Source organism: Baekduia sp., from assembly GCF_035685985.1.
Classification (GTDB): domain Bacteria; phylum Actinomycetota; class Thermoleophilia; order Solirubrobacterales; family Solirubrobacteraceae; genus Baekduia.
Map to the genome: position 1 here is coordinate 65,929 of NZ_DASRZV010000036.1, position 26,282 is coordinate 92,210.

Genomic DNA, 26,282 nt, shown 5'->3' on the forward strand with positions numbered 1-26,282 from the left:
GGCCGTCACCCCGGGCGTCGCTCGCGCTGCGTCCAGGCGAACCACGCCAGCCCGGCCGCGCAGAGCGCCGCCGCCACGAAGAGGTTCAGCCGCAGCCCGAAGAGGTGGTGGGCCGGGTCGATCCGCAGCGTCTCCTCCCAGATGCGAAAGCCCGAGTAGCCGGCGACGTAGAGGGCGAACGCGCCCGGCGCGACGACCCGGCCCCGGCGCACGACCACGACCAGCAGCGCCGCGAGCGCGAGGTCGAACAGCAGCTCGTACAGGAACGTCGGCTGGAAGGTCGCGTAGGCGCCGTAGCCGGCCGGACGGTGGGCGGGGTCGATCCGCAGGCCCCACGGCAGCGTGGTGGGACCGCCGAACAGCTCCTGGTTGAAGTAGTTGCCCACCCGCCCGATGGCCTGCGCGACGAGCAGGCCGGGCGCGGCGCAGTCCATGAACGACGCGACGTCGACCCCGGCCCGTCGCAGCCGCCAGATCCCGACCGCCGTGCCCAGCGCGATGCCGCCCCAGATCCCCAGGCCGCCCTTCCAGATCGCCAGCGGGCCCCACCAGTGCGGCGGGACCTCGTTCCAGCTCGTCGCCAGGAAGTACAGGCGGCCGCCGATCAGCCCCGCCGGGAAGCCCCACAGCGCCACGTCGGCGACGAGCTCGCGGTCACCGCCCCGCCGCGCCCACAGCGCGCGCGTCAGCGCGATCGCGGCCACCACGCCGATGACGTACATCAACCCGTAGGCATGGATGAACAGCGGGCCGAGGCGCAGCCCGTTGGTGGAGGGACTGGGGATCGCGGCCGAGGGCACGTGGTGCCGGCCTAGCGGAACCCGTGGAGGTCGTGGAACCCGTGCTGTCCGCCGTGGAACCCCATGACGAGCGCCGGCAGGAGCAGGGCGGTCATGGCTTCAGCCTGCGCCCGCACCCTGAGCGCCCGATGAAGATCGCCTGAGGATCCTCGTCGCGGGGCCTGGGCGCGGGCGCCGCTCGGCGCGCGGCCGCCGTCAGCCGCGCTGGATCAGCCCGAGCACCGTGCCGTCCGGGTCGCCGATCGTGGCGACCAGCGTGCCGCCGCCGACGTCGCGGGGCGCGTCGAGGAGCGTCGCGCCGGCCTTCTGGACGTCGGCGAGCGTGGCGTCGAGGTCGGCGACGCGGATGTGCGCGACGGGCTGCTTGGAGGCGTCGGGCGACGCGGGCGCCAGGCCGATCTCGACGCCGTCGACGTGGTAGCCGACGTAGTAGGGGGAGTCGGTGTGGGGCTCGGTGCCCAGCAGGGTGGTGTGGATGCGCTTGGCGGCGGCGAGGTCGCCGACGGTGTACACGACGTTGTCGAAGGTGTTCATGCCCCGATGACGCGCGCCGGCGCCGTGATGTGACCGAACGGCGTGCGGTCACGTTTCGGGCCTGGTAGACGTCAGGCTCTCGTGGACACGAACACGACGACGAACCTGACCGACTTCGAGGCCGAGCGCCCCCGGCTGCGGGCGATCGCCACGCGGATCCTCGGCTCCTCGGCCGACGCCGACGACGTGGTGCAGGAGGCCTGGCTGCGGCTCTCGACCACCGCGGGCGTGGAGGACCTGCCCGCCTGGCTGACGACCGTCACGACCCGGCTGTGCCTCGACCACCTGCGCAAGCGCGGGACCCGCGCCGACGTCGAGGCCAAGGTCTCCGCGGAGGCGGCGGCCGGGGCCGAGTCCCAGGCGGGGCCCGAGGCGGACATGTTGATCGCCGAGCGGGTCGGCGGCGCGATGCAGGTCGTGCTCGACGCGCTGGCCCCGGCGGAGCGCGCGGCGTTCGTGCTGCACGACGTCTTCGGCTATCCGTTCGAGGACATCAGCGTCGTGCTCGGCCGGTCCGGCGCGGCCGTGCGGCAGCTGGCCAGCCGCGCGCGGCGCAAGGTCCAGGGGATCCCCGAGCCGGAGGTCGAGATCGCCGCGCGGGCCGAGAGCCGCGCGGTCGTCGAGGCGTTCCTGGCCGCCTCGCACGGCGGCGAGCTGCCGAGCCTCCTCGCGCTGCTCGCCCCGGACGCGATCATGCGGGCCGATGCGCTCGGCCAGGGCCTCGGCGCCGAGTCCGAGTACGCGGGCGCGGCGGCCATCGCCGCGCGCTTCGACGGCGCCCGCGGCGCGGCGCCGGTGACCGTCGACGGCGAACGCGCGGGCGCCTGGATCACCGGCGGCGGGAACGTCAAGGTCGTGTTCTGCTTCCAGGTGCGGGACGGCCTGGTCCGCGAGATCGAGCTGATCGCCGACCCGGACGTCATCGCCATGATGGACGTCGTGGCCGACCCCGAGGAGCACGCGTCATGAGGTTCACCACCACCGTCGAGCCGCCGGAGCCGATGCGGGGCCTCGAGGTGCCCGCGCGGCTCGTCGAGGAGCTGGGCGACGGCAAGCGGCCGCGGGTGACCGTGACGATCAACGGCCACACGTGGAGCACGCGGATCGCGATCATGCGCGGTCGCCACCTGATCGGGCTGAGCCGAGCCAACCGCGATGCCGCGGGCGTGGCGACGGGGGACGCGGTCGAGGTCGACCTGGCGCTCGACACCGCGCCGGTCGTCGTGGTCGAGCCCGAGGACCTCACCCGCGCGCTGGACGCCGACCCGGCCGCGCGCGCCGCCTACGACCGGCTGTCGCACAGCCGCAGGCGCGCGTACGTCCACGCGATCGACGGCGCCAAGAAGGCCGAGACGCGGGCGCGGCGGATCGAGAAGGCGCTCGCCGAGCTGCGCGAGGCCTGAGGCGGCGCGCGCGCCGCCCCGGACCCGGCGACGGCCCGTCGCTCAGCCGTCGAGCTCCCAGGCGAAGCCGTCGAGGTCGACGAAGTCGGCGACGTCGTTGCCGATCGCGAGGCGGTGGGCGCCGCTGCCGTCGGCTGGCACGCCGGCGTCCTTGGCGAGGCCGCCGCGGCGGTAGAGGCCGAGCTTGACGGCGTCGCCGTCGCTCTCGAACTCGACGTACTTCCTGCCGTAGCTCTTGGCCACGGCGAAGCCGCGCTGGACGTAGTAGTCCTTGCTCTTGACGATGTCGGCCACGCCGAGCAGCAGGACGATCCCGGAGATCGCGTGGGCGGCCCGGCCGTCGTCGGTCCTGGCGTCGGTCGCGACCTTCCAGATCGTGCCGTCGGGGGCGCGCAGGACGCCGGAGTAGCCGCCCCAGAACTGCCGCTTGGCGGGCTTCAGCGCCGTGGCGCCCGCTGCGAGGGCGGCGGCGAACAGCTCGTCCACCGCGGACCTCTGGGCGACGACGGCCGACAGCGTGAAGCCGCGGAAGCCGGTCGAGGGCGCGGCGCCCTGGCGCAGGCGCAGCTGCGGGCCGACGCCGAAGGCGGCGGCGTAGAACTCGGCGGCCGTGGGGACGGCGGGCACTTCGAGCGTCACGGACGGGATGCGGGACATGTGGGGCTCCTTGGAGATGGGGTCGCCCTGCTGACGGCCGCCGCGCCGCCGATGTGACAGCCGATCGGTCCGACCGGCCGCGGGGTCGCGTCCGCCGCGCCGGGTACAACGCGTGGATCTCGATCCGGCCTCACCGTCCAGGGCGCCTCGCCGATCGCCGGTCCCTGCTGTGGGCCGGGGCGGCGCTGTGCGCCGGCCTGCTCGTCGCGCTCCTGATCGCGCGCGGCGGCGGGCACGAGGCCGAGGCCGACGCGACCGCCGCCGGCAAGCTGCCGCCGGGCCAGGCGCTCACGGTCGTCTGGGGCGGCGACGTGACGCTCGGCTCGTCCTACGGGCATCCGCCCGACCGGGCGCGCGGGCTGCTCGCCGGCGTCGCGGCGACGATGCGCAAGGCGGACCTGACGGCCGTCAACCTGGAGGGGACGCTGGGCGCGGGCGGCGCGTCGAAGTGCCCGCGGCCGACGCCGACGTGCTTCGCGTTCCAGGCGCCCGCCGCCAACGTGGCGGGGTTGAAGGTCGGCGGGGTGGACACGGTCAACCTGGCCAACAACCACGCCTTCGACTTCGGCGCGATCGGGATGGGGCAGACGATCCTCGCGCTGCGCTCGGCCGGGATCGCCTTCACCGGCCGCCCCGGCGAGATCCGCTACCTGACGGTCGGCCGCAGCCGGGTCGCGCTGCTCGGGTTCTCGGCCTACCGCTGGACGTCGCCGATCCGCGACCTCGCCGCCGTGCGCCGGATGGTCGCCGAGGCGTCGGCGCGCGCCAACCAGGTCATCGTGTTCCTGCACGGCGGCGCCGAGGGCGCCGGCCAGACCCACGTGCCGTTCGGCGAGGAGGAGGCCTTCGGCGAGCAGCGCGGCAACCTGCGCGCGTTCGCGCACACGGCAGTCGACGCGGGCGCCGACCTCGTGCTCGGCTCCGGCCCGCACGTGCTGCGCGGCATCGAGATCTACCGCAAGCGCGCGATCGCCTACTCGCTCGGCAACCTGGCGGGCTACAAGAACTTCGCCCGCGGCGGGACGCTCAGCCTCAGCGGGCTGCTGCGCGTCGAGATCGACGCGGCCGGAGCGTTGACCGGCGGGCGGCTGGTGCCGCTGAAGCTCGTCGGCCCGGGCCTGCCGACGCTCGACGCCCGGCACGCCGCGGCGCGGCTCGTCGCGGGCGTCTCGCGCGCGGACTTCGGCGGCCGCGCCGTGCGGCTGTCGCCCTCGGGCCGGATCCTCAACGCCCCGGCGCCGAAGCCCAAGCCGACCACCACGACGCCCGCGCCCACGAGCCCCGCGCCGCCGACGACCGCCGCGCCGCCCACGAGCGCCGCGCCGCCGAGCACCGCGGTCCCGCCGACCACGGCGACGCCGCCCGCCTGACGTTCACGCCGCGACGCCTGATCTGACCAAACGGCTACGTCCTCAGGCTGCCCGGAACACGTCCACGAAGCGCAGGTAGTTCGTCGCGATCCGCTCGGCGGCCTCCGCGCGCGTCAGCGTCTGCGCGAGGTGGCCGCGGACCGCGTCGGCCCAGATCGAGCGGCCGATGGCGAAGCCGACGAAGCCGGGCGTCGCGGCGGCGGTGCGCAGCCAGTGGTCGACGCGCTCGTCGGAGGCGCCGGCGCCGAGGATCGTGCAGACCACGTGGTCGCGGCCCTCGGAGCGGGCGAGCGTCGCGGCGGCCTGGGCGTCGGCGGGATCGTCGAGGCCCTCGAGCTTCCAGACGTCGGGCTCGACGTCGGCCGCCTGCATCGCCTCGATCGCGCGCAGGATCAGCGCGGGGCGCTGCTCGCGCTCGTAGCGCTCGACGTCGCCGCCGGCGGCGGCGAGCTGCGCCTCGGTCGCCGGGACGATCAGCTCGAACAGGAACTTGCGCCCGGTCGAACGCAACCACGACGACAACTCGGCCAGGCGTGCCGCCTGGATCGCGTTGCCCTCGGCGTCGCCGTCGGCGTTGTAGCGGACCAGCACCTTGGCGAACGTCGGCTCGAACTCCTCCACGTGCTCCCGCCACCGGTCGCCGTAGGCGTAGTCGAAGACCGCGCGGTCGGGCGCCTCGACGGGCATGACGAGCACGAGCCCGTCGGCCTTGGCGTCGCGGGCGACCCGCGCGCCGTAGAGCTCGTCGACGAGCACGCCCGCCTGGCCGGCGGGGACGCCGCCGAGCTGCGCCGCGCGCCGCACGCCCTCGAAGATGAGGTGCTTGGCGTCGGCCATCAGCACCTCCTGCTCGGGCGTCGGCTCGCCGGTCGTGCCGAAGATCGTGCGGGCGAACACGCCGCGGTGGTCGAAGGCCAGCAAGAACATGATCTAGCGCTCCACGAAGTAGGTGCCGGAGCCCTGGCCGTCGGAGAACCAGCGGCTGGTCACGGTCTTCTTGCGCGTGAAGAAGTCCACGGCGTCGGGGCCGTGGGCGTGCAGGTCGCCCAGGAACGAGTCCTTCCACCCGCTGAACGGGAAGAACGCGACCGGCGCCGCGACGCCGATGTTGACGCCGATCATCCCGGCCTCGACCTGGTGACGGTAGCGGCGGACCGCCGAGCCCGACTCGGTGAAGATCGACGTGCCGTTGCCGAAGCGCGACGCGTTGACGATCGCGATCGCGTCGTCCAGCGTCTCGGCGCGCACGATCGCCAGGACCGGCCCGAAGACCTCCTCCTGGGCGATCGCCATCTCCGGCGTGACGCCGTCGAGGATCGTCGGGCCGACGAACGCGCCGTCCTCGGCCAGGCCGTCGCCGGCGACCGCGCGGCCGTCGACCACGGCGGTCGCGCCGGCCTCGACGGCCGCGTCGATGAAGCCGCGGATGCGGTCGCGGGCCGCGCACGAGATCACGGGCCCGACGTCGGTGGCCTCGTCGGCGCCGTCGCCGACGCCGAGCGCGCGGGTCGCCTCGGTCAGCGCGGGGAGCAGCCGCTCGTGGGCCTCGCCGACGGTGACGACGACCGAGCCCGCCATGCAGCGCTGCCCGGCGGCGCCGAACGCGCTGCCGATCAGGCCGGCGGCGGTCTTCTCGATCACGGCGTCGGGCATGACCACCATGTGGTTCTTGGCCCCGCCGAGCGCCTGCACGCGCTTGCCGGACCTGGCGGCGCGCTCGTAGACGAGCTTGGCGACCGGGGCGGAGCCGACGAACGAGATCGCGTCGACGTCCGGGTGGTCGAGCAGGCCCTCGACGACCTCGCGGCCGCCGTTGACGAGGTTGACGACGCCGGGCGGCAGGCCGATCGAGTCGAGGACCTCGAAGGCGATCCGCTGGGTCATCGGCACCTGCTCGGAGGGCTTCAACACGAACGTGTTGCCGCAGCCGATCGCGAAGGGCAGGAACCAGAACGGCACCATCATGGGGAAGTTGAACGGCACGATCGCCGCGCAGACGCCGACCGGCTGGCGGATCGTCTCGGCGTCGATGCCGCGCGAGACGTCCTCCAGGACCCGACCCTGCATCGTGGTCGGGATCGCGCAGGCGGCCTCGACCATCTCGATCGCGCGGGCGACCTCGGCGCGGGCGTCGCCGATCGTCTTGCCCATCTCGGCGGTGACGCTCTGGGCGAGGTCCTCCTGCCGGGCGATCAGGCCCTCGCGCAGCGCGAACAGGCGCCGCGCGCGCTCGATGACGTTGACGTCGCGCCAGGCGGGCAGCGCCGCGCGCGCCGCGGCGACCGCGGCGTCGACGTCGGCCGCGCCGCTCAGCGGCACGCGCGCGAGCGTCGCGCCGGTCGCGGGGGCGACGACGTCCAGCTCGCCGACGGCGGCGGCCGCCGGCGTCCAGGCGCCGCCCACGTAGTTGTTCAGGAGATCAGTGGTGATGGTCATAGGGAGTAGGGGAGGAGGGAGGGGTCGAGCGTGGCGCCGTCGGCGCGCGTCCAGGCCAGCGCGGGGTCGTCGTTGAACGCCCACCGCCGGCTCGGCCCGGCCATGACGTTGAGGTAGTAGACGGCGACGCCGGGCGGCGCGGCGACCGTGTGGTAGCCGCGCGGGACGAGCACGACGTCGCGGTCGTGGACCGCCACGGTCTCGTCGAGCGAGCGGTCGTCGGTGTAGACGCGCTGGATCCCGAAGCCGTCGGCCGGGGCGACGCGGTGGTAGTAGGTCTCTTCCAGGAACGACTCGTAGGGCAGCGCGTCGCGGTCGTGCTTGTGCGGCGGGTAGCTCGACCAGTGGCCGGACGGCGTGATCACCTCGGTCACCAGGAGCCGCTCGGCCGCCTGGTTGTCCATCATGATGTTGCCGACGACGCGCTCGTGCGTGTCGTAGCCGCGGCGGACGACCTCGGTGTCGGCCGCGCGCAGCGGCCGCGCCTCGGTGCCGCGCTCGGCGGGCGCGTCGCAGATGCCGATCTCGACCTCGGTCTCGCCCGCGGCCTCGACGACGTACTCGCTGCCGGGCGGGAAGTAGGCCGCCTCGGGCGGGCCGGAGAACGGGTCGGGCCGGCCGCCGAGGTCGCGCCACTCGCCGTGCGAGGAGCGCACGTGGATCGTCCCCGACACGACGACGACGCACGTCTCGCGGTCGCCGGTCGCGCGCCGCAGCGTCGCGCCCGGCGCCAGGCGCACGGCCTCGAAGCCGACGTAGGTCCAGCCGGCGGACTGCGGGGTGACGACGATCGAGCCGTCGGGTGCGGGGCGTTGGAGGATCGTGCTCATGCTGGGCGGAGGTACGCGCGCTGGGCCTCGCGCTCGCGCTCGTAGCGCTCGCGGGCCGCGACGACCTCGGGGCGGTCGGAGACGGCGGCGACGGGCACGTCCCACCAGCTCTCGTAGCCGCCGACGCCGTGGAAGCGGTCGACCTCGACGTGGATGGCGACCGGGCCGTCGGCGTCGCGGGACGCGGCCAGCGCGGCGCGCAGCTCCTCCAGGGAGGCGGCGCGCGTGACCGGGACGCCGAGGCTCTCGACGTTGGCGGCGAGGTCGATCGGCAGCGCCTCGGCGGGCGCGGCGAGCGCGTCGCCGGCGGCGTCGTCGAGGACCGGCGCGGACGGGCCGCCCGCGCCGACGCGGTGGTGGGTCCCGAACCCGGCGACGCCGACCGACCGCGACAGCGACCCGATCGAGGCATAGCCATGGTTCTGCACCAACACCACCACGATGCGCGTGCCGAGGGCGACCGCGGTCGCCAGCTCGCCGGGCGACATCAGGTAGGAGCCGTCGCCGACCAACACGTACACCTCGCGCTCGGGCGCGGCGAGCTTGACGCCCATGGCGCCCGGCAGCTCGTAGCCCATGCACGAGTACCCGTACTCGACGTGGTAGCCCTTGCCCGCCGGGTCGCGGGCGACCCACAGCTTGTGCAGGTCGCCGGGCAGCGAGCCCGCGGCCTGGACGACGACGCCGGTCTCGCCCGCCGCGTCGTTGACGGCGCCGATCACGGCGGCCTGGGTCAGCGGCGCGGAGGCGCCGACGACCCGCGCGACCTCCTCCGACCAGGCGGCGCGCTCGGCCTCGGCGCGCGCGGTCCAGTCGGCGGGCGCGGCGAAGTCCGCCCCGAGCGCGGCGGCCAGCGCGTCGAGCGTGACGCGCGCGTCGCCGACCAGCGGCAGGCCGCTGTGCTTGCCGCCGTCGAAGGCGCACACGTTGACGTTGACGAACCGCAGGTCGGGGTCCTGGAAGGCGGTCTTCGAGGCGGTGGTGAAGTCGCTGTAGCGCGTGCCGACCCCGATGACCAGGTCGGCGTCGCGCGCCAGGCGGTTGGCCGCGGCGGTGCCGGTCGCGCCGACGGCGCCGAGCGCGCCGACATGGTCGGACGGCAGCGCCCCGCGCCCGGCGTGCGTCTCGCCGACCGGGATGCCGGTGGCCGACACGAAGCCGCGCAGCGCCTCGCACGCGCGCGAGTAGATGACGCCGCCGCCGGCGACGATCAGCGGACGCTTCGCGCCGCGGATCAGCGCGACCGCGCGCTCCAGCCCCTCGGGGGCCGGCGGCTGGCGCTGGACCAGCCACGTGCGCTCCGCGAGGAAGGCCTCGGGGACGTCGACGACCTCGGCCTGCACGTCCTGGGGCAGCGCCAGCGTGACCGCGCCGGTCTGCGCCGGGTCGGTCAGCACGCGCATCGCCTCCAGCGCCGCGGGCACGAGCTGCTCGGGGCGGACGATGCGGTCGAAGTAGCGCGAGACCGGGCGCAGCGCGTCGTTGACCGACGCCGTGCCGTCGTGCTCGGCCTCCAGGCCCTGCAGCACCGGGTGCGGCACGCGCGTGGCGAACGTGTCGCCCGGCAGCAGCAGCACCGGCAGCCGGTTGATGGTGGCCAACGCCGCGCCGGTGACGAGGTTCGTCGCGCCCGGCCCGATCGACGTCGTCACCGCGTAGGCGCCGAGGCGGTCGCGCTGGCGCGCGTAGCCCGCCGCGATGTGCACCAGGGACTGCTCGTTGCGCCCCGGGACGTAGGGGAAGTCGTCGCGCGAGGCGTAGAGCGCCTCGCCGAGCCCGGCCACGTTGCCGTGGCCGAAGATCCCCAGGCAGCCGGCGAAGAAGCGCTCGCGGACGCCGTCGCGCTCCACGTGCTGGGCCGCGAGGAAGCGCACGAGCGCCTGGGCGACGGTCATCCTCATGAGGCGGCCACCAGCCCGAGATCCGACGGCGTGGGCATCGCGTCCGCGCAGGCCAGGCGGCCGGCGACGAACGAGCCCGCCGCGTTGGCCAGCGCGACGCTGCGCTCCGGCGGCCATCCGGCCAGCAGGCCGTGGCACAGCGCGCCGCCGAACGCGTCGCCGGCGCCGAGGCCGCAGACCACGTCGACCGGCACCGGCGGGATGTCCCAGCGCCCGTCGGGCGTGGCGACGAGCACGCCCGCGGGGCCGCGCTTGACGATCGCCAGGCGCACGCCCAGCTCCAACAGCTCGTCCGCGGCCGCGTCCGGGTCCGAGGTGCCGACCGCCACCTCGACCTCCTCGCGGTTGCCCACCGCGACCGAGGCGTAGGACAACGCGGCGCGCGCCTGCTCGCCCGCCTCGCGCACGTCGGCCCAGAACATCGGCCGGTGGTCGAGGTCGTGGACGATCAGCGCGTCGGGGTCGGCCTCGCGCCGCGCGCGCAGCGCGGCCAGCGTGGCGGCTCGCGACGGCTCGGCCGACAGCCCGGTCCCGGTCGTCCACAGGATCCGGGCCGACACGACGTCGTCGAGCGGCAGCTCGTCGGCGCGCAGCTGCAGGTCGGGCGCGCTGGGCTCGCGGTAGAAGAGCAGCGGGAAGTGGTCGGGCGGGTGGATCTCGCAGAAGGCCAGCGGCGTGCGCAGCGCGGGGTCGACGCCGACGAAGCGCGGGTCGACGCCGAACTCGTCCAGCGCGCGGCGGACGTAGCGGCCGAACGGGTCGTCGCCGACCTTGGTGATGACCGCCGAGCGGTTGCCCAGCCGCGCGCAGGCGACCGCGACGTTGGTCGGCGAGCCGCCCAGCGACTTCGCGAACGTCGTGACGTCCTCCAGGCCGACGCCCGACTGCTCGGGGTAGAGGTCGACGCTGATCCGGCCCATCGTGATCAGGTCATAGGTCATCGCGCGACGACCTCGGCCTCGATCTCGGCGATCTCCACGCGGCGGCCCTCGACGCGCGAGCGCAGCGCGGCCAGCCCGATGACCAGCGGGGCGCGGGCGTCGGCGACGCCGGGCGTCCCGGGCTCGCCCGCGCGGCAGGCGGCGACGAACGCGTCCCACTGCGCGACGTAGGCGGGGATGTAGCGGTCCAGGAAGAAGTACGGCAGCGTGGCGGTCGCGCTCCCGGCCGCCGACGACACGACCGTCGTGTGCGCGCGCGGGTTCTCCGACGCCGCCATCCCGCACTCGCCGTGGACCTCGACGCGCTGGTCGTAGCCGTAGGACGCCTGGCGGCTGTTGTCGATCGCGGTCAGGCAGCCGTCCGCGTGCTCGAGCGTGACGATCGCGGTGTCGACGTCGCCGGCGTCGGCGAAATCCTCGCGGATCCGGACCGCGCCGTGCGCGCTGACCGCCACGACCTCGCTGCCGGTGACGAACCGCGCCATGTCGAAGTCGTGGATCGTCATGTCCAGGAAGATGCCGCCCGAGGTGCGGACGTACTCGGCCGGCGGCGGCTCGGGGTCGCGGCTGGTGATGCGCACGAGGTGCGGCGCGCCGACCGTGCCGTCGGCGACCGCGGTGCGCACGGCGGCGTGCGACGGGTCGAAGCGGCGGTTGAAGCCGATCTGGAACGTCAGCGAGGCGGTGGCGACGGCGTCCAGGGCGGCGTCGACCGCGTCGAGGTCCAGCGACACCGGCTTCTCGCAGAAGATCGCCTTGCCCGCGGCGGCCGCGGCGAGGATCAGCGGGACGTGCGTGTCGGTGCTCGTGCAGATCGCGACCGCGTCGACCTCCTCGGAGGCGATGAGGTCCTCGGCCGAGGCGGCGACCGGCACGCCGAGGTCGTGGGCCACGGCGGTGGCGCTCGGCGCGTGGGCGTCGAAGACCGTCGCGACGCGCGCGCCCTCGACGCGGCGGTGCAGCAGCTCGGCGTGCAGGCGGCCGATCCGGCCGGTGCCCAGGACGCCGACGCGCAGCGGGGCGGCGCTCATCGCGCGCCCGCCGGGACCGTCTCGAGGAAGCGCAGGCTGGCCTGCGCGTCGAGCACCGGGCCCGCGCCCGGCTCCGGGACCGCGCCGGTGATCGCGCAGTCCTGCTCCAGGACCATCCAGCCGTCGTAGCCGCGGGCGTCCAGCGCGGCGACCAGCTCGGCGATGCGCCCGTCGCCGGCGCCGAGCGGCACGAACAGCCCCTCCTGGACGGCGGCCATCAGCGTCAGCTCGCCGGCGTTCAGGCGCTCGGCGACCTTCAGGTCGACGTCCTTGAGGTGGACGTGGGCGACGCGGTCGCCCCAGGCGTCGACGAACTCGATCGGGTCATAGCCGCCGAGCGCGAGGTGGCCGGGGTCCAGGCACCAGGCGACCGTGCTGAGCTCGGCCAGCCGGTCGACCTCCGCGCGGCGCTCGATCAGCGTGCCCTGGTGGGGGTGGACCACCGTGGTCAGCCCGAGCTGGGCGGTGGCGGCCGCGACCGCGTCGACGCCCGCGGCGAGCGTCGCCCACCCGGCGTCGTCCAGCGGCTGGGGCGCCGACCAGTCGGCGTCCTGGACGATCGCCAGGACGAACGTCGAGGCGCCCGCGTCGGCCATCGCCGACGCGACCCGGCGGGCCTGCGCGACGGCGGCGTCGCGCTCGCTCTCGACGTGCAGGACGAGGGGGACGAAGCCGCCGAGCAGCCGGAGCCCGTGGGGGTCGAGCGCGCCGCGGATCGCCGCCGCGTCGAGCGGCAGGTAGTCGTCGACCGGGCCCAGCTCGGTGGCGGTGAGCCCGAGGCTCGCCATCTCGGCGGACACGCGGTCGGGGGGAAGCATGGTGCCCCATCCGGGGACCTCGCAGACGCCCCAGGTGATGGGCGCGCCGGCGAGCTGGCGAGCGGTCGACATGGCGGCCAAGCTAACGGTGGTTCGATCAGGCGTCAACAAATTCGCACAAAATGTTGTTCGAATCTGTAATGTGCCGCGCCGTGAGCCGGATTGGCACTCACAGAAGCGAACAGCCGGGCCATCACGAATGCCTGAACGCGTGATGGTCCCGGCTCAACGCCGACAGCGCATCCTGCAGGCCGTTCGCGCCGGGACGGCGCACGTCTCGGAGCTCGCCCGCGCCTTCGAGGTGAGCGAGATGACCGTGCGCCGCGACCTCCACGCGCTGGAGCGCGACGGCAAGCTCGAGCGCGTCCACGGCGGCGCCGTGCGCTCGGTCCCCGAGCGCCCGTTCGGCGAGATCGCGCTGGAGAGCCAGGAGGTCAAGGACCGGATCGGCCGCGCCGCGGCCGCGCTCGTGCAGGACGGCCAGACCGTCATGCTCGACATCGGCACGACCACGCTGCAGGTCGCGCGCCATCTGCACAGCCGCCGCGTCACGCTCATCACCACCAACCTGGCCGCGCTCGACGAGCTGCGCGACGACGACCAGGTCGAGATCGTCCTGCCCGGCGGGCTCGTGCGGCGCAACTACCGCTCGACCGTCGGTGTTCTGGCCGAGGAGGCGCTGCGTCAGCTCAACGCGGACGTCGCCTTCATCGGGACCAGCGCGGTCGACCACGACCTCTCGGTCTGGGACACCACCATGATCGAGGTCCCGATCAAGCGGGCCATGATCCGCGCGGCGGGGCGCGTCGTGCTGGTCGCCGACAGCGAGAAGTTCTCCATGAGCGGCGTCGTGCGCGTGTGCGGCGCGGGCGACCTGGACCACATCATCACCGACGCGGGCCTTCCGGCGGCCGAGCGTAGGGCCATCGACGACGCCGGGATCGAGGTAACCATCGCATGAAGCTCACGATCGTCGGCGGCGGCGGGTTCCGCGTGCCCCTGGTCTACACCGCCCTGCTGGGCATGAAGGACCGTCTGGGGATCGAGGAGGTCGTCCTGCATGACGTCGAGCAGCACCGGATCGACCGCATCGCGCCGGTCCTCTCCGGGCTGGCGATCGAGCGCGGGATCCAGCTCCCGTTCCGCGGCACGACCGACCTGGTCGACGCGGTCCAGGGCGCGGACTTCGTCCTCTGCGCGATCCGCGTCGGCCAGCTCGAGGGCCGCGTCGTCGACGAGAGCGTCCCGCTCGGCCACGGCGTGCTCGGCCAGGAGACGACCGGCCCCGGCGGCCTCTGCTTCGCGCTGCGCACGATCCCGGTGATGATGGAGCTGGCCAACACGATGGCCGAGCACGCGCCCGACGCGTGGCTCATCAACTTCACCAACCCGGCAGGCATGGTCACCGAGGCCGTCCAGCGCGTCCTCGGCGACCGCGCGATCGGCATCTGCGACTCGCCGGCGGGCCTGATGCGCCGCGTCGCCCGCGCGCTGGGCCGCGAGTCCGACCAGCTGTGGTTCGACTACTTCGGCCTCAACCACCTCGGCTGGCTGCAGGGCGTCCGCGACGGCGACCGCCAGCTGCTGCCGGGCCTGCTGGAGCAGGACGCCAAGCTCGACACGTTCGAGGAGGGCCGCCTGTTCGGCGGCGAGTGGCTGCGCTCGCTGGGGATGATCCCCAACGAGTACCTGTACTACTTCTACTACGCGGCCGACACGGTCAACGCGATCCGCGAGAGCCCCGAGTCGCGCGGCGCGTTCCTGCTGCGCCAGCAGAGCGCGTTCTACGCCGAGGGCGAGCAGCCGCCGGAGACGGCGCTGCAGCAGTGGCGCAGCACCCGCCACGACCGCGAGCGGACCTACATGGCCGAGGCGCGCTCGGCCGCGGGCGTCGGCGCGGACGACGGCCACGGCCACGATCACGAGATCGACGAGAACGGTGGGTATGAGGGCGAGGCCATGGCCGTCCTCGAGGCGATCGCCAACAACACCCGCGCCGTCCTGGTCCTGAACACCGCCAACCGCTCGGCGCTGCCGTTCCTGGACGACCGCGCGGTCGTCGAGGTGCCGTGCCTGGTCGGCCGCTCGGGCCCGGTCCCGGTCGCCGTCGGCGAGGTCGCCCCGCACGCGCGCGCGCTCGTGGAGACCATGAAGGACGTCGAGCGCACGACGATCGACGCCGCGCTGTCGGGCTCGCGCCGCCAGGCGATCAAGGCCCTGGCCCTGCACCCGCTGGTGCCGTCGGTCGCGATCGCGCGTCAGATCTTCGAGGAGTACTGCGGCCGCCTGCCCGGCCTCGCGGAGGCCTTCTCCGAGTGAGCGTCGACCTCGTCTGCGCCGACCCCGCGTTCCTCGACCTCACGTTCGTGGGGCTCGACGCGCTGCCCGCGCCCGGCGAGGAGCGCCACGCCGAGGACCTGCTGCGCTCGCCCGGCGGCGCGGCCACGGTCGCGATCGGCGCGGCGCGCCTGGGGCTGGTCAGCGCGCTCGCGTCGCCGCTGGGCGACGACGCCGAGGGCGCGTTCGTGCGCGCCGCGCTGGTCGGCGAGGGCGTGAAGCTGCCGCCGCGCACGGTCGCGCGGACGCCGGTCACCGCGGTGATGCCGCACGACGGCGAGCGCGCGATGGCCACGTTCTACCCCGACGAGCCGGCGACCCTGGCCGACGTCGCGTCGTTCGCGCCGCGCGCGGTGCTGACGTCGCTGACGCGCCTGGACGCCGTGCCCGACGACACCATGGCCTACGTGACCGCGGGCGACGCCGAGGCGCGCGCCCTGGCCGGCGCCCTGCTGCCCGAGCGCGTGCGCTCGACGCGGGCGCTGCTGGTCAACGCGCGCGAGGCGCGGCTGCTGTCGGGCGCCGAGCACGTCGCCGACGCCGCGCTGTCGCTCGCGGCGCGCGCGGGCCGCGTCGTCGTCACGCTGGGACCCGGCGGCGCGCTGTGCGCGACCGGCGGAGACGTCGTCCAGGTCGAGGGCGTCGAGGTCCACGACGTCGTCGACACGACGGGCGCCGGCGACCTGTTCGCCGCCGCCTACATCTGGAGCGACCTGGCCGGCGCAACGCCGGAGGACTGCCTGCGCTGGGCCTGCCTGGCCGCGGCGTTGTCGGTGCGCGTCCCCACCGCGGTGGCGGGCGCGCAGACCATCGAGCAGCTCGCCGCGGCGGGCAGCGAACGCGGGCTGGCCATCCCGGGCCGGACCACGACCTGAACACACGGAGGAGGAGGTTGTTGATGCGAACCAGGGTTATGGGCTCTTTCGCGATCGTGGCCGCGACGGCGCTGGCCGCCGGCTGCGGCACGCCGGGCGGTGACGACTCGTCGGACGCCGGCAAGACGGCGCCCGCCGCGCAGACCAAGCCGGACATCGCCAAGGCCGGCGACGTCACGCTGACGGTCTGGGACCAGGAGGTCCGCGGCGGCCAGGCGGCGCAGATCAAGGAACTCAACAAGCAGTTCATGGCGAAGTACCCCAACGTCAAGATCAAGCGCGTGGCGAAGTCGTTCGACGACCTCAACACGACGCTGAAGCTGGCGGTCTCGGGCCCGAAGGCCCCGGACGTCGTCGAGGCCAACCAGGGCCTGGGCGTCATGGGCCAGCTCGTCAAGGGCAAGCTCCTGCGCCCGGTCGACGACTACGCCAAGATCTACGGCTGGGCCGACCGCTACCCGCAGCTGCTGCTGGACCTCAACAAGTTCGAGGCCGGCGGCACGACGTTCGGCTCCGGGCAGCTCTACGGCCTCTCGCAGATGGGCGAGATCGTCGGCATCTTCTACAACAAGAAGAAGATCGCCGAGCCGCCGAAGACGCTGGCCGACTTCGAGGCCGCGCTGGCCAAGGCCAAGGCCGACGGCGACACGCCGATCCAGTTCGGCAACCTCGACAAGTGGCCGGGCATCCACGAGTACGAGACCGCGCTGGCGACGACGGCGCCCAAGGACGCCGTGCGCAACTTCGTCTTCCAGAAGGACGGTGCGTCGTTCGACACCCCCGAGTTCCAGGCCGCGGCGGCCAAGCTCCAGGACTGGGCCAAGAAGGGGTACTTCACGAAGGACTTCAACGGCACGGGCTATGACCCGGCGTGGCAGCGCTTCGCCAAGGGCAAGGGCACGTTCCTGATCGCCGGCACGTGGCTGGTGGCCGACCTCGCCGACCAGATGGGCGACGACGTCGGGTTCTTCACGATCCCCGGCCAGGACGCGGGCTCCGACCCGGTCGCGCTGGGCGGCGAGTCGCTGCCGTTCACGATCACGTCGCACTCCAAGCACCCCGACGTGGCCGCGGCCTACATCGACTTCCTGACCGACCAGAACGCGGCCAACGTGCTGACGGAGACCAAGAACCTGGCGGCCATGAAGTACGACACCCCGGCTCCCGAGGGCGCGCTGACCCAGGACGTCGCCCAGGCGTGGAAGGCGCTCGGCACCGCCGACGGCCTGATCCCCTACGCCGACTACACGACGCCGACGTTCGGCGACGACCTCGGCGGCGCGATCCAGAACATGATGGCGTTGAAGGACTCGCCGACGCAGTTCACGGCGGACGTCCAGAAGAAGGTCGACGCCTCCAAGAGCAGCTAGGTCCGTGGCGACCCGTCCCGTCACCGTCGAAGAGGTCCCCGCCGCGCGTGTGCGCGGCGGGGACGCTCCGCCGGGCGAGCCCCGGCGCGTCGGCTACCTGTACCTGATCCCCGCGCTGCTGATCTTCGGGGCGTTCACGCTCGCCCCGCTGATCCACGCGATCTGGCTGTCGTTCTTCGACTGGGACGGCGTCACCGCCGGCAAGTGGGTCGGCCTCTCCAACTACGGCGACGTCTTCTCCGACCCCGAGCAGCGCAAGGCGTTCGGCCACGCGCTGCTGCTGATCGTCTTCTACGCGCTGCTGCCGACGGGCATCGGCCTGCTGCTGGCGGGCCTGGTCGCGCGGACGCAGGTGCGCGGCTTCACGTTCTTCCGCGTGGTGCTGTTCCTGCCGCAGGTCGTGGCGCTCGTCGTCGTGGCCGTGATGTGGCGGATGATCTACGACCCCAACAACGGGCCGATCAACGAGGCGCTGCGCTCGCTCGGGCTCGGCGGGCTGGCCAAGTCCTGGCTGGGCGACTTCACGGTCGCGCTGCCCGCGGTCGGCCTGATCGGCACGTGGGTGATGTACGGGTTGTGCATGGTCCTGCTGACCGCCGGGGTCCAGAAGATCCCCAAGTCGCTGTACGACGCCGCGCGCGTCGACGGCGCCGGGCCGATCCGCGAGTTCGTCGCGGTGACGCTGCCCGCGCTGCGCGGCGAGATCGCCGTGGCGCTGACGCTCTGCACGATCCAGGCGCTGCGCAACTTCGACATCATCTACAACACCACCAAGGGCGGCCCGGGCGACTCGACGTCGGTGCCCGCCTACCAGGTCTACCGGCGCGCGTTCGAGACCGGCCAGGTCGGCTCGGCCGCCGCGATGGGCCTCACGCTGGCCGTCGTCATCTTCCTGCTGTCGACCGGCATCAACGCCATCGCCGAACGGGGGTCCAAGCGATGACCAGCCGCCGCGAGCAGTCGCTCACGTACGTGCTGCTGGGCGTGTTCTCGCTGATCGCGCTGCTGCCGATCGTGGGCATCGTCCTCACCGCGCTGCAGCAGAAGGGCGGCGGCGCGTCGTTCGGGTCGTTCGACGGCCTGCACTTCGACAACTTCAAGCGCGCCTGGGAGGACGGCAACTTCGGGACCTACCTGAAGTCCTCGGTGATCGTCGCCGTCGCGGTCGTCAGCCTGTCGACGGTCGTCTCGATCCTCGCCGGCTACGCCTTCGGGATGATGCGCTTCCGCTTCGCCCAGCCGCTGTTCTACCTGTTCCTCCTCGGCCTGATGGTGCCGATGGAGGCGATGATCGTCCCGCTGTACTACGACCTGCGGGACCTCCAGCTGACCGACACCTACTGGGCGCTGATCCTGCCCCAGGCCGGGACGTCGATCGCGTTCGGCACGTTCTGGATGCGCGCGTTCTTCCGCTCGGTGCCGCGCTCGCTGGTCGAGGCCGCGCGCATCGACGGCGCTTCGAGCTGGTTCACGCTGTGGCGCGTGCTGCTGCCGCTCGCGCGGCCCGCGGTGCTGACCATGGTCGTGCTGCTGTTCATGTGGACCTGGAACGAGTTCCTGCTGGCGCTCGTCATGGTCACCGACGAGGCGCTGCGCACCGCGCCGCTCGGCCTCAGCTTCTTCATCGGCCGCAACCAGGCCGACCTCACGCTCCTGGCCGCCGGCGCCGTCATCGTCGCCCTGCCCGTGGTCGTGTTGTACGTGTTCCTCCAGCGTCATTTCATCCGGGGCATGGTCTCGGGTGCCGTGAAGGGGTAGTTCGATGGGTGCAGTCACCTTCAGTGGGGTCCGCAAGTCCTACGGCGACCATGAGGTCGTCCACGGGCTCGACCTGGAGATCGCCGACGGCGAGTTCATGGTGTTGGTCGGACCCTCGGGCTCCGGCAAGACGACGGCGCTGCGGATGCTCGCGGGGCTGGAGTCGATCACCGCGGGCGAGGTCCGGATCGGCGATCGGGTCGTCAACCAGATCGCGCCGCGCGAGCGGGACATCGCGATGGTCTTCCAGGACTACGCCTTGTACCCGCAGATGACGGTGTTCGACAACCTGGCCTTCGGCCTGCGGCGGCGCAAGACGCCCAAGGAGGAGATCGAGCGCCGCGTGCGGTCGGCCGCCGCGTCGCTGGACCTCGAGCCGTACCTGGCGCGCAAGCCCGGCCAGCTCTCGGGCGGCCAGGCGCAGCGCGTCGCGCTGGGCCGCGCGCTGGTCCGCGACCCGCAGGTCTTCCTGATGGACGAGCCGCTGTCCAACCTCGACGCCAAGCTGCGCACGCAGACGCGCGGCGAGATCAAGCGCCTCCAGCAGGAGGTGCGCCGGACGACCGTCTACGTCACCCACGACCAGGTCGAGGCGATGACGATGGGCGACCGGATCGCGGTCATGAACGACGGCCGGCTGGAGCAGGTCGGCACGCCCGAGGAGCTCTACGAGCGCCCGGCCAACGTGTTCGTCGGCGGGTTCATCGGGTCGCCGGCGATGAGCTTCGTCACGGTGGCGGCCTCCGCCGAGCCGGGCGGCGGCACGCGCCTGCGCGCCGGCGGCCTGGACGTCGCGGTGCCGGGCGTCGAGGGCCTGCCGTCCGAGGTCGTCCTCGGCGTGCGGCCGGAGTGCGCGCGCGTCTGGGATCCGTCGCACCCGACGATGGCCGGCCCGATCGCGGGCGAGGTCGCCTACGTCGAGGCGCTCGGGCGCGAGACGTTCGTCGGCGTCGACGTCGACGGCGGCCACCGCATGGTCGTCCACCACGACGGGCGCGCGACGCTGCTGCCGGGCGACCGCGTCGAGTTCGGCGTCCTGCCGGGCGCGCTGCGCTTCTTCGACCCCGCCGACGGGCGCGCCGTGGACGCCGCGCGGGTCGCGGCGTGAGCGCCGCGGCCGCCGTCCTGGCGCGGGAGATCCGCGAGCAGCCCGCCGTGTGGCGCGGCCTGCTCGAGCACGAGGCGGCGATCGCCGAGACCGCCGCCGCGCTGGCGGCGCTCGACCCGCCGCTGGTGCGGATCGCGGCGCACGGCACGTCCGACCACGCCGGGATCTACGCGTCCTACCTGCTGCGCGCGCTGCGCGGGTGGACGGTCGTGCGCGACTCGATGTCGATGCCCCTGTACTACGGCGTGCCGGCGGCGCGTCCGGGCGAGCTGGCGATCGGCGTGTCGCAGTCCGGCGAGACGCCGGACGTCGTGGCGTGGCTGGCCCGCGCGCGCGAGGCCGGCGCGACCACGTTGGCCATCACCAACGGCGAGGACTCCGCGCTGGCGCGCGGCGCCGACCACGTGCTGCGGGTCGGCGCGGGCGCGGAGCGCTCGATCGCCGCGACCAAGACCTACACCGGGACGCTGGCGGCGATCGCGCTGCTGGCCGGGGCGCTGGCGGGGGAGGGGCCGCGGATGGCCGCGGGCCTGACCGCGGCCGCCGACGCGGCCGAGGAGCTGCTGGAGGGGCTCGACGCCGCCGTGGCGCCGGTCGCCGAGGCGCTGGCGCGGATCGACCGCATGTACCTCGTCGCGCGCGGCATCGAGCTGGCGACCGCCAACGAGATCGCGCTCAAGCTGACCGAGGTCTGCTACCTCGGGGCCAAGGCGATGTCGGCGACCGCGATGGCCCACGGGCCGGTCGCGGCGCTGGACGCCGACGTGCCGCTGTGGGCGATCGCGGCGGCCGACGGCACGCTGCCCGCCGTGCAGGAGGCGGCGCGTCGAGCGCACGACGCGGGCGCGCCGGTGATCGCGTCGGGGCCCGCGGCGGCCCAGCTGGGGGAGGCGGCGCACGTGCTGGCCATCCCCGAGCCGTCGGAGCCGTTGTTGTCGCCCTTGCTCTCGGTCCTGCCGGGACAGGCGTTCGCCTGGGCGCTGGCCCAGGCCAAGGGCATCGATCCCGGCGCCCCGCGCCACCTGCGCAAGATCACCGCGGCGGCCTGACGGCCGCCGCTGCTGTTCGGAGTTGTGAGATTTGGTGGCGTCCGGGCGCTCATGCGTCGGCGTACGCCAGCCCTTGTCCTGCAACGGATGACCAAAAAATTTGGCCTGTTCGGTTGACACCATAGTCACAGGGAAATAGCGTCTTCGCGCGTCTTGCTGTGCGAAGTCGTTCGAAGTTGTGTAGAACGACTTGGTCCTGTCAAACCTGAGGGGAGTGGCGTGAAACGCTATTTCGTGGGTCTGGTCGCGATGGTCGCGACCATGCTGGGGGTCGTGGGGACGGCAAATGCCGCCCCGGCCTCGACGTACACGGCATCCAAGGCCGTGAAGATCAACGTCATGGGTGAGTGGGCTCACCCCGACGACGACACGAGCATCATCGGGCCGTGCGGCGTGTGGCACGCGCGCTACGGCGTCAAGTGCGGGATCATCATGGTCACGCGCGGTGAGGGCGGCGGCAACGGCGCCGGCACCGAGATCGGTCCCGACCTGGGCCTGCGGCGCGAGAACGAGGATCGCACCGCGCACTACCGCTCGGGCACCGTCGACATCTTCAACCTCGACCGCGTCGACTTCTTCTACAACCTTTCGGCGCCGCTGACGGCGTTCTTCTGGGACGAGAACGAGACGCTGCGCCGCGTCACGCGGGTCATCCGCGAGACGCAGCCCGACATCTACATCGGCTTCACCCCGACCATCCAGGGCGCCGGCCACGGCAACCACCAGCAGGCCGGGCGCTTCATCTGGGAGGGCATCCAGGCCGCGGCCGACCCGAACATGTTCCCCGAGCAGCTCACGGGCCCGCACGCGCTGAGCACGTGGCAGGTCAAGAAGGCCTTCTCGGGCGGCTCGACCACGGGCACCGGCGGTCAGCCGGGCGCCGCGGACTGCACCACGGGCTTCGTCCCGGCGGCGAGCAACGTCGACACGGTCACCGGCGTCTGGACGGGCTACAAGTCGCCCTACACCTGGGCTCCGGGCAACCTGCAGGGCAAGCCCGCCGGCTCGGCCAAGACCTGGGCTCAGGTCGCCGCCGAGGGCCAGCGCGCCTACCCGACGCAGAGCCGCACGCAGACCCAGACGGTCGCCGATCCGGCCTGCTCGCGCTTCGGCCAGACCTACGCGCGCGTGCCGTTCCAGCCCAACACCACGGCGAGCGGCAACGCGAACCCGCTGGCGGGCAAGGACGACTCGATCCTGTACGGCGCGACGGTCCAGGACCCGGGCGGGTTCCCGGCCGGGACGCAGGAGTACCTGACGTTCTCGAAGTTCTACAACGTGCCGGGCCAGCCGTTCACGGCCACCCTGCACCTGAAGGCCGGCAACGGCAGCATCGCCAAGACCGACAAGGCCGTCGCGCTGACGGTGCCGTCGGGCTGGACGGTCGACGGGCCCAAGGACCTGCCGGCGACGTCCTCGACGGCTGAGACGACGGTCGACTTCACGGTCACGCCGCCCGCCTCGGTCTCGTCGCTGGACACCAACTACAAGATCTCGGCGCTGGTCTCCGTCGGCGCGAACACGGGCTACACGGACAACGTGGTCCGCGTGGTCTCGCCGGTCGAGGGCCGTATGGTCCGCACCGGCACCTGGGCCGAGTACGACAACTGGGTCGAGAACACCGCGCCGAACGCGCGCCGCCTCGGCCGCTCGCAGGCGCTGACGTCGATGGGCGTCGGCGAGACCAAGACGATCAAGGTGCGCGTGCACAACTGGTCGTCGGTCGCCCAGAGCGGTGCCGTCTCCCTGACGCTGCCGTCGATGTTCACCGCGTCCCCGGCGAGCCGCTCGTACAGCGCGCTGGCCCCGGGCGCCGACACGGTCGTCAGCTTCGACGTGACGCACACGGACACCACGGTGCCGCCGCCGGTGACCAACGGGACGGCCACGTCGACGCCGACGTTCTCGATCGTCACGACGCACGACGCGCCGAGCACGGCGTCGTCGAGCGAGTCGGCGACGATGGCCGTCGTCCCGACGACGACGATCCCGAAGGCCGCCTCGGCCCCGGTCCTCGACGCCGCCGAGGGCGGCGCGTACACCGGCGAGCAGCTCGACCTCAGCCGCGTCTGGGAGGGCACCGCGTGCGCCCCCATGGGCGTGGACTGCGGCACGGGCTCCTACGCCAAGGTGACCCACACCGACGACGCTCTGTACTTCTTCGTCCACGTCGTGGACGAGTTCCAGAGCTACGCGGTGACGCCGAAGGAGTGCGTCGCGCACTGGCTGGCCGACTCGGTCGAGCTGCTGATCGACCCGCGCGGCACCGCCAACGAGGACGGCCGCGACACGGCCAACACGTTCAAGCTGGGCGTGTTCCCGTACACCAACGACCCGACCGGGTCCAACGGCAACGGGGTCAACGGCCCGTGCTGGTCGCGTGACGCCGACAACCACCAGGGCTACTCGACCGGGCCGCTGGCCAGCACGGTCAAGGACGCCCCGAACGCCCCGGGCGTGGAGGTCGCGTCCTCGGCGCACTGGGTCGGCTCCAACTCCACCGCGGTGGACCACTCCTACGCGGGTGGGGGCTACAACCTGGAAGTGAAGATCCCGATCGCCGACCTCCCGGCCGCGATCGACCCGGACAACTTCACCTTCAACATCACCCCGTACGACAACGACAACAACGCGGCCGTGCCCGGCGGCGACCTGCGTCACATCGACACGGGTCAGAGCCGTCTGGCGTGGTCGAGCATCGGCGGCGTGCAGGCCGCGCCGTACCGCTGGGGCCGCGGCAAGGTCGCGGACTACACCCCGCCGGCCGGTCAGCCGACGACGGTGCCCGACCCGATCGTGTCGAGCTCCAACCTCGACGGCACGCTGTCGCCGCAGACGATCGCCCAGTCGGCCGCCGATGGCGTGCCGATCGCCGGGCGCACCCCGGCTCCGGCGAGCAACAGCCTGACGATCGACAACGTCAAGCTGGTCGGTGACGCGGCCGAGATGGACATCACGTCCACCGGCACCGGTACCGCGCGCGTGTACCTGTGGTCGGGCCTGGTCGGCACGATCCCGCTGTTCACGAGCAGCTGCCCGGCGCCGACGTCGTCCAGCACGATGGAGGATCTCGTCTCCTACGGGCTCGACGCCTGCGCGGCCACCGACGGTGGCTACCCCGCGTGGGGCACGGACCAGAGCGGTCACGTGATCGCGTCCGACACGGTCGAGATGACCGCCGGCACCAAGCACGTCCGGATCCCGCTGGACGCGGACGGCCGCGCGAAGCTGGCCAAGGACGGCTCGGCGCTGGTGTCGTACCTGACCCCGGCCGACGAGGTGCAGGCGCTCGACCTGCCGCTCGCCCAGCCGAAGGTCACGGCCGCCATGAGCGACGTCGGTGACGCCGACGGCGACGACCAGGTCGAGCTGCGCGCTCGCCTGACCGGCACCAACCCCTTCCCGGGCGCGGTGACGGGCACGGTCCAGTTCCAGGTCGACGGCGACGACGTCGGCGACCCGGTCAAGGTCGACGCGCAGGGTCGGGCGTCGCTGGAGACCTCGGCGATCGACGAGGTCGACGGCCACACGGTCACGGTCGCCTACAGCGGCGACGGCGACTACGTGGCTCGCTCGGCGAGCTACACCGCGCCGGACCGGACCGGTCCGCAGGGCCCGCAGGGTGACCAGGGCGATCAGGGCGATCAGGGCCCGCAGGGCGACCAGGGCGTCGCCGGGCCGCAGGGCCCCGCGGGTCCGGTCGGTCCCGTCGGCCCGGTCGGTCCGGTCGGTCCGGTCGGTCCGGCAGGCCCGAAGGGCGACAAGGGCGCCAAGGGCGACAAGGTGCTCATCACGGTGAGCTGCTCGACGAGCGGCAAGACCGCGAAGTGCACCATCAAGGAGGTCGGCGCGACGGGCAAGAGCAGCAAGGTCCGCGCGTCCGTCCGCCTGCAGAACACCAAGAAGTCCGTGACGCGCAGCGCGCGCGGCACGGTCAAGGTGTCCGTCAAGTCGGCGCGCAAGCTGGCCAAGCGCCAGAAGCTCGTCGTGACGATCACCAAGGACGGCAAGACGGTCAAGTCGACCGTCGTGGCAGGGAAGCGCGCGCCGTCCATCGCGATCGGCTGACGCGGCATCGGGAGGGGCGGCTCCTCACACCCCTCCCGGCCGCGCCGATCGACCGGCTCGGGCCCGGCGGAATCTCCGCCGGGCCCGCCGCCCGGTCTGGTACAAGTCACCGCTGAATGATCGACGCCGTTCGAAGCGCGTGAGCACCACGCCCGGGACCCGCCACACCATCCCGGCTCAGCGCCGGCAGGAGATCCTGCGCGCGATCCGCGGGGGTGCCACCCACGTCGCGCAGCTCGCGCAGAGCTTCGGCGTGTCGGAGATGACCGTCCGGCGCGACCTCGACGAGCTCGCCCGCGACGGCCACATCGAGCGCGTCCGCGGCGGCGCGGTCACCGTCAGCACCGAGCCGCCGTTCGACCAGACGCTGATCGAGCGCTTCGAGGACAAGGACGCCATCGGGGCGGCCGCGGCGGCGCTGGTCGAGGACGGCCAGACCGTCATGATCGACATCGGGACGACGACGCTGCAGGCGGCGCGCCACCTGCACGGCCGGACGCTGACCGTCGTCACGTCGAGCCTCGCGGTCTACGAGGAGCTCGTCCCCGACGAGACGATCGAGCTGATCCTTCCCGGCGGCACCGTCCGCCGCAACTACCACTCGCTCGTCGGGATCCTGGCCGAGACCGCGCTGCGCCAGCTCAAGGCCGACGTGCTGTTCCTCGGCACGAGCGCCGTCGGCGCGCGCTGCGACGTGTGGGACTCGACGATGGTCGAGGTGCCGATCAAGCGCGCGATGATCGAGGCCGCCGCCGAGGTCATCCTGCTCGCCGACGCGGAGAAGTTCACGATGGCCGGCCTGGTCCGCGTGTGCGAGGCCGACGTCATCGACCGCCTGGTCACCAACGCGCCGCTGCCGCCCGAGGCCGCCGCCGCCGCGGAGCGGGCCGGGATCGCGATCACCGTCGCGGGCTGACCGCCGCGCCGTGGCGCGTCGCCGCGCCCGGGTGAGCGCCGCTCATCTTCGGCTCATCTGCGCCCGCCAGAGTCGCGGGA

Annotated in this window: 23 protein-coding genes; 13 read left to right on the forward strand and 10 right to left on the reverse strand. The window is 73.3% G+C overall.

The window, feature by feature from the left end:
- Window positions 1-5 precede the first annotated feature (5 nt).
- Window positions 6-800 (reverse strand): prolipoprotein diacylglyceryl transferase, encoded by a 795-nt coding sequence (gene lgt, locus VFG42_RS24595; protein WP_324911488.1) that lies wholly within the window; start codon window positions 798-800, stop codon window positions 6-8.
- A 195-nt stretch (window positions 801-995) separates the two neighbouring features.
- Window positions 996-1,334 (reverse strand): VOC family protein, encoded by a 339-nt coding sequence (locus tag VFG42_RS24600; RefSeq protein ID WP_324911489.1) that lies wholly within the window; start codon window positions 1,332-1,334, stop codon window positions 996-998.
- A gap of 81 nt (window positions 1,335-1,415) precedes the next feature.
- Between VFG42_RS24600 and VFG42_RS24605 the strand changes: the two genes are divergently transcribed.
- Together VFG42_RS24605 and VFG42_RS24610 are read left to right on the forward strand one after the other, a co-directional pair.
- Window positions 1,416-2,303, forward strand: coding sequence for a sigma-70 family RNA polymerase sigma factor (locus VFG42_RS24605; RefSeq protein WP_324911490.1), 888 nt, complete (start codon window positions 1,416-1,418; stop codon window positions 2,301-2,303).
- Window positions 2,300-2,737 (forward strand): YdeI/OmpD-associated family protein, encoded by a 438-nt coding sequence (locus tag VFG42_RS24610; RefSeq protein WP_324911491.1) that lies wholly within the window; start codon window positions 2,300-2,302, stop codon window positions 2,735-2,737. The genes VFG42_RS24605 and VFG42_RS24610 overlap by 4 nt, the downstream gene beginning before the upstream one ends.
- A gap of 42 nt (window positions 2,738-2,779) precedes the next feature.
- Here the strand turns inward: VFG42_RS24610 and VFG42_RS24615 are convergent, their stop codons facing one another.
- Window positions 2,780-3,394 carry a hypothetical protein gene (locus VFG42_RS24615; RefSeq protein ID WP_324911492.1) on the reverse strand — a complete coding sequence of 205 codons (615 nt, stop codon included), beginning with the start codon at window positions 3,392-3,394 and terminating at the stop codon, window positions 2,780-2,782.
- Window positions 3,395-3,447: 53 nt separating this feature from the next.
- Between VFG42_RS24615 and VFG42_RS24620 the strand changes: the two genes are divergently transcribed.
- On the forward strand, window positions 3,448-4,764 hold the full coding sequence (locus VFG42_RS24620) for a CapA family protein (protein WP_324911493.1): 1,317 nt from the start codon (window positions 3,448-3,450) through the stop codon (window positions 4,762-4,764).
- Between the two features lie 42 nt (window positions 4,765-4,806).
- Here the strand turns inward: VFG42_RS24620 and VFG42_RS24625 are convergent, their stop codons facing one another.
- The 7 genes from VFG42_RS24625 to VFG42_RS24655 are packed head-to-tail and all read right to left on the reverse strand — an operon-like array spanning window position 4,807 to window position 12,793.
- Complete coding sequence (locus tag VFG42_RS24625; protein WP_324911494.1) at window positions 4,807-5,691, reverse strand: 2-deoxy-5-keto-D-gluconate 6-phosphate aldolase domain-containing protein; 885 nt, start codon at window positions 5,689-5,691, stop codon at window positions 4,807-4,809.
- Window positions 5,692-5,694: 3 nt separating this feature from the next.
- Window positions 5,695-7,200 carry a CoA-acylating methylmalonate-semialdehyde dehydrogenase gene (locus tag VFG42_RS24630; protein WP_324911495.1) on the reverse strand — a complete coding sequence of 502 codons (1,506 nt, stop codon included), beginning with the start codon at window positions 7,198-7,200 and terminating at the stop codon, window positions 5,695-5,697.
- Window positions 7,197-8,030 (reverse strand): 5-deoxy-glucuronate isomerase, encoded by an 834-nt coding sequence (iolB, locus tag VFG42_RS24635; RefSeq protein WP_324911496.1) that lies wholly within the window; start codon window positions 8,028-8,030, stop codon window positions 7,197-7,199. Before iolB ends, VFG42_RS24630 begins: the two co-directional genes overlap by 4 nt.
- Window positions 8,027-9,931 carry a 3D-(3,5/4)-trihydroxycyclohexane-1,2-dione acylhydrolase (decyclizing) gene (iolD, locus tag VFG42_RS24640; RefSeq protein ID WP_324911497.1) on the reverse strand — a complete coding sequence of 635 codons (1,905 nt, stop codon included), beginning with the start codon at window positions 9,929-9,931 and terminating at the stop codon, window positions 8,027-8,029. The genes iolB and iolD overlap by 4 nt, the downstream gene beginning before the upstream one ends.
- Window positions 9,928-10,872, reverse strand: a complete 945-nt coding sequence (iolC, locus tag VFG42_RS24645) for a 5-dehydro-2-deoxygluconokinase (RefSeq protein WP_324911498.1) — start codon at window positions 10,870-10,872, stop codon at window positions 9,928-9,930. Before iolC ends, iolD begins: the two co-directional genes overlap by 4 nt.
- Complete coding sequence (iolG, locus tag VFG42_RS24650; protein ID WP_324911499.1) at window positions 10,869-11,903, reverse strand: inositol 2-dehydrogenase; 1,035 nt, start codon at window positions 11,901-11,903, stop codon at window positions 10,869-10,871. Before iolG ends, iolC begins: the two co-directional genes overlap by 4 nt.
- Window positions 11,900-12,793: a sugar phosphate isomerase/epimerase gene (locus tag VFG42_RS24655; protein ID WP_324911500.1), complete on the reverse strand. Its 894-nt coding sequence runs from the start codon at window positions 12,791-12,793 to the stop codon at window positions 11,900-11,902. The genes iolG and VFG42_RS24655 overlap by 4 nt, the downstream gene beginning before the upstream one ends.
- Window positions 12,794-12,935: 142 nt before the next feature.
- Here VFG42_RS24655 and VFG42_RS24660 point away from each other — a divergent pair, with 142 nt between their 5' ends.
- The 10 genes from VFG42_RS24660 (at window position 12,936) to VFG42_RS24705 (ending at window position 26,202) form a co-directional block, all read left to right on the forward strand.
- Window positions 12,936-13,682: a DeoR/GlpR family DNA-binding transcription regulator gene (locus VFG42_RS24660; RefSeq protein ID WP_324911527.1), complete on the forward strand. Its 747-nt coding sequence runs from the start codon at window positions 12,936-12,938 to the stop codon at window positions 13,680-13,682.
- Window positions 13,679-15,040 (forward strand): 6-phospho-beta-glucosidase, encoded by a 1,362-nt coding sequence (locus VFG42_RS24665; protein ID WP_324911501.1) that lies wholly within the window; start codon window positions 13,679-13,681, stop codon window positions 15,038-15,040. Before VFG42_RS24660 ends, VFG42_RS24665 begins: the two co-directional genes overlap by 4 nt.
- A complete protein-coding gene (locus VFG42_RS24670; RefSeq protein WP_324911502.1) occupies window positions 15,037-15,933 on the forward strand; it encodes a carbohydrate kinase family protein in 897 nt (298 codons plus the stop codon). Before VFG42_RS24665 ends, VFG42_RS24670 begins: the two co-directional genes overlap by 4 nt.
- Window positions 15,934-15,956: 23 nt before the next feature.
- Complete coding sequence (locus VFG42_RS24675) at window positions 15,957-17,303, forward strand: extracellular solute-binding protein (RefSeq protein ID WP_324911503.1); 1,347 nt, start codon at window positions 15,957-15,959, stop codon at window positions 17,301-17,303.
- A gap of 4 nt (window positions 17,304-17,307) precedes the next feature.
- The gene (locus VFG42_RS24680) at window positions 17,308-18,246 is read left to right on the forward strand and encodes a carbohydrate ABC transporter permease (RefSeq protein ID WP_324911504.1); all 939 of its coding nucleotides are present in this window, start codon (window positions 17,308-17,310) and stop codon (window positions 18,244-18,246) included.
- On the forward strand, window positions 18,243-19,061 hold the full coding sequence (locus VFG42_RS24685; protein ID WP_324911505.1) for a carbohydrate ABC transporter permease: 819 nt from the start codon (window positions 18,243-18,245) through the stop codon (window positions 19,059-19,061). The genes VFG42_RS24680 and VFG42_RS24685 overlap by 4 nt, the downstream gene beginning before the upstream one ends.
- Before the next feature lie 4 nt (window positions 19,062-19,065).
- On the forward strand, window positions 19,066-20,169 hold the full coding sequence (locus VFG42_RS24690; RefSeq protein ID WP_324911506.1) for a sn-glycerol-3-phosphate ABC transporter ATP-binding protein UgpC: 1,104 nt from the start codon (window positions 19,066-19,068) through the stop codon (window positions 20,167-20,169).
- Window positions 20,166-21,218 (forward strand): SIS domain-containing protein, encoded by a 1,053-nt coding sequence (locus tag VFG42_RS24695; protein WP_324911507.1) that lies wholly within the window; start codon window positions 20,166-20,168, stop codon window positions 21,216-21,218. The genes VFG42_RS24690 and VFG42_RS24695 overlap by 4 nt, the downstream gene beginning before the upstream one ends.
- 339 nt (window positions 21,219-21,557) lie before the next feature.
- Window positions 21,558-25,286 (forward strand): PIG-L family deacetylase, encoded by a 3,729-nt coding sequence (locus VFG42_RS24700; protein ID WP_324911508.1) that lies wholly within the window; start codon window positions 21,558-21,560, stop codon window positions 25,284-25,286.
- Between the two features lie 139 nt (window positions 25,287-25,425).
- Window positions 25,426-26,202 carry a DeoR/GlpR family DNA-binding transcription regulator gene (locus tag VFG42_RS24705; RefSeq protein WP_324911509.1) on the forward strand — a complete coding sequence of 259 codons (777 nt, stop codon included), beginning with the start codon at window positions 25,426-25,428 and terminating at the stop codon, window positions 26,200-26,202.
- Window positions 26,203-26,282: the final 80 nt, after the last annotated feature.

Coding starts and splice junctions, on each gene's coding strand:
- VFG42_RS24600 (WP_324911489.1), bottom strand. CDS start 1,334: ATGAACACCTTCGACAACGTCGTGTACACCGTCGGCGACCTCGCCGCC.
- VFG42_RS24610 (WP_324911491.1), top strand. CDS start 2,300: ATGAGGTTCACCACCACCGTCGAGCCGCCGGAGCCGATGCGGGGCCTC.
- VFG42_RS24615 (WP_324911492.1), bottom strand. CDS start 3,394: ATGTCCCGCATCCCGTCCGTGACGCTCGAAGTGCCCGCCGTCCCCACG.
- VFG42_RS24625 (WP_324911494.1), bottom strand. CDS start 5,691: ATGTTCTTGCTGGCCTTCGACCACCGCGGCGTGTTCGCCCGCACGATC.
- VFG42_RS24630 (WP_324911495.1), bottom strand. CDS start 7,200: ATGACCATCACCACTGATCTCCTGAACAACTACGTGGGCGGCGCCTGG.
- iolB (WP_324911496.1), bottom strand. CDS start 8,030: ATGAGCACGATCCTCCAACGCCCCGCACCCGACGGCTCGATCGTCGTC.
- iolD (WP_324911497.1), bottom strand. CDS start 9,931: ATGAGGATGACCGTCGCCCAGGCGCTCGTGCGCTTCCTCGCGGCCCAG.
- iolC (WP_324911498.1), bottom strand. CDS start 10,872: ATGACCTATGACCTGATCACGATGGGCCGGATCAGCGTCGACCTCTAC.
- iolG (WP_324911499.1), bottom strand. CDS start 11,903: ATGAGCGCCGCCCCGCTGCGCGTCGGCGTCCTGGGCACCGGCCGGATC.
- VFG42_RS24655 (WP_324911500.1), bottom strand. CDS start 12,793: ATGTCGACCGCTCGCCAGCTCGCCGGCGCGCCCATCACCTGGGGCGTC.
- VFG42_RS24660 (WP_324911527.1), top strand. CDS start 12,936: ATGGTCCCGGCTCAACGCCGACAGCGCATCCTGCAGGCCGTTCGCGCC.
- VFG42_RS24665 (WP_324911501.1), top strand. CDS start 13,679: ATGAAGCTCACGATCGTCGGCGGCGGCGGGTTCCGCGTGCCCCTGGTC.
- VFG42_RS24675 (WP_324911503.1), top strand. CDS start 15,957: ATGCGAACCAGGGTTATGGGCTCTTTCGCGATCGTGGCCGCGACGGCG.
- VFG42_RS24685 (WP_324911505.1), top strand. CDS start 18,243: ATGACCAGCCGCCGCGAGCAGTCGCTCACGTACGTGCTGCTGGGCGTG.
- VFG42_RS24690 (WP_324911506.1), top strand. CDS start 19,066: ATGGGTGCAGTCACCTTCAGTGGGGTCCGCAAGTCCTACGGCGACCAT.
- VFG42_RS24700 (WP_324911508.1), top strand. CDS start 21,558: ATGGGTGAGTGGGCTCACCCCGACGACGACACGAGCATCATCGGGCCG.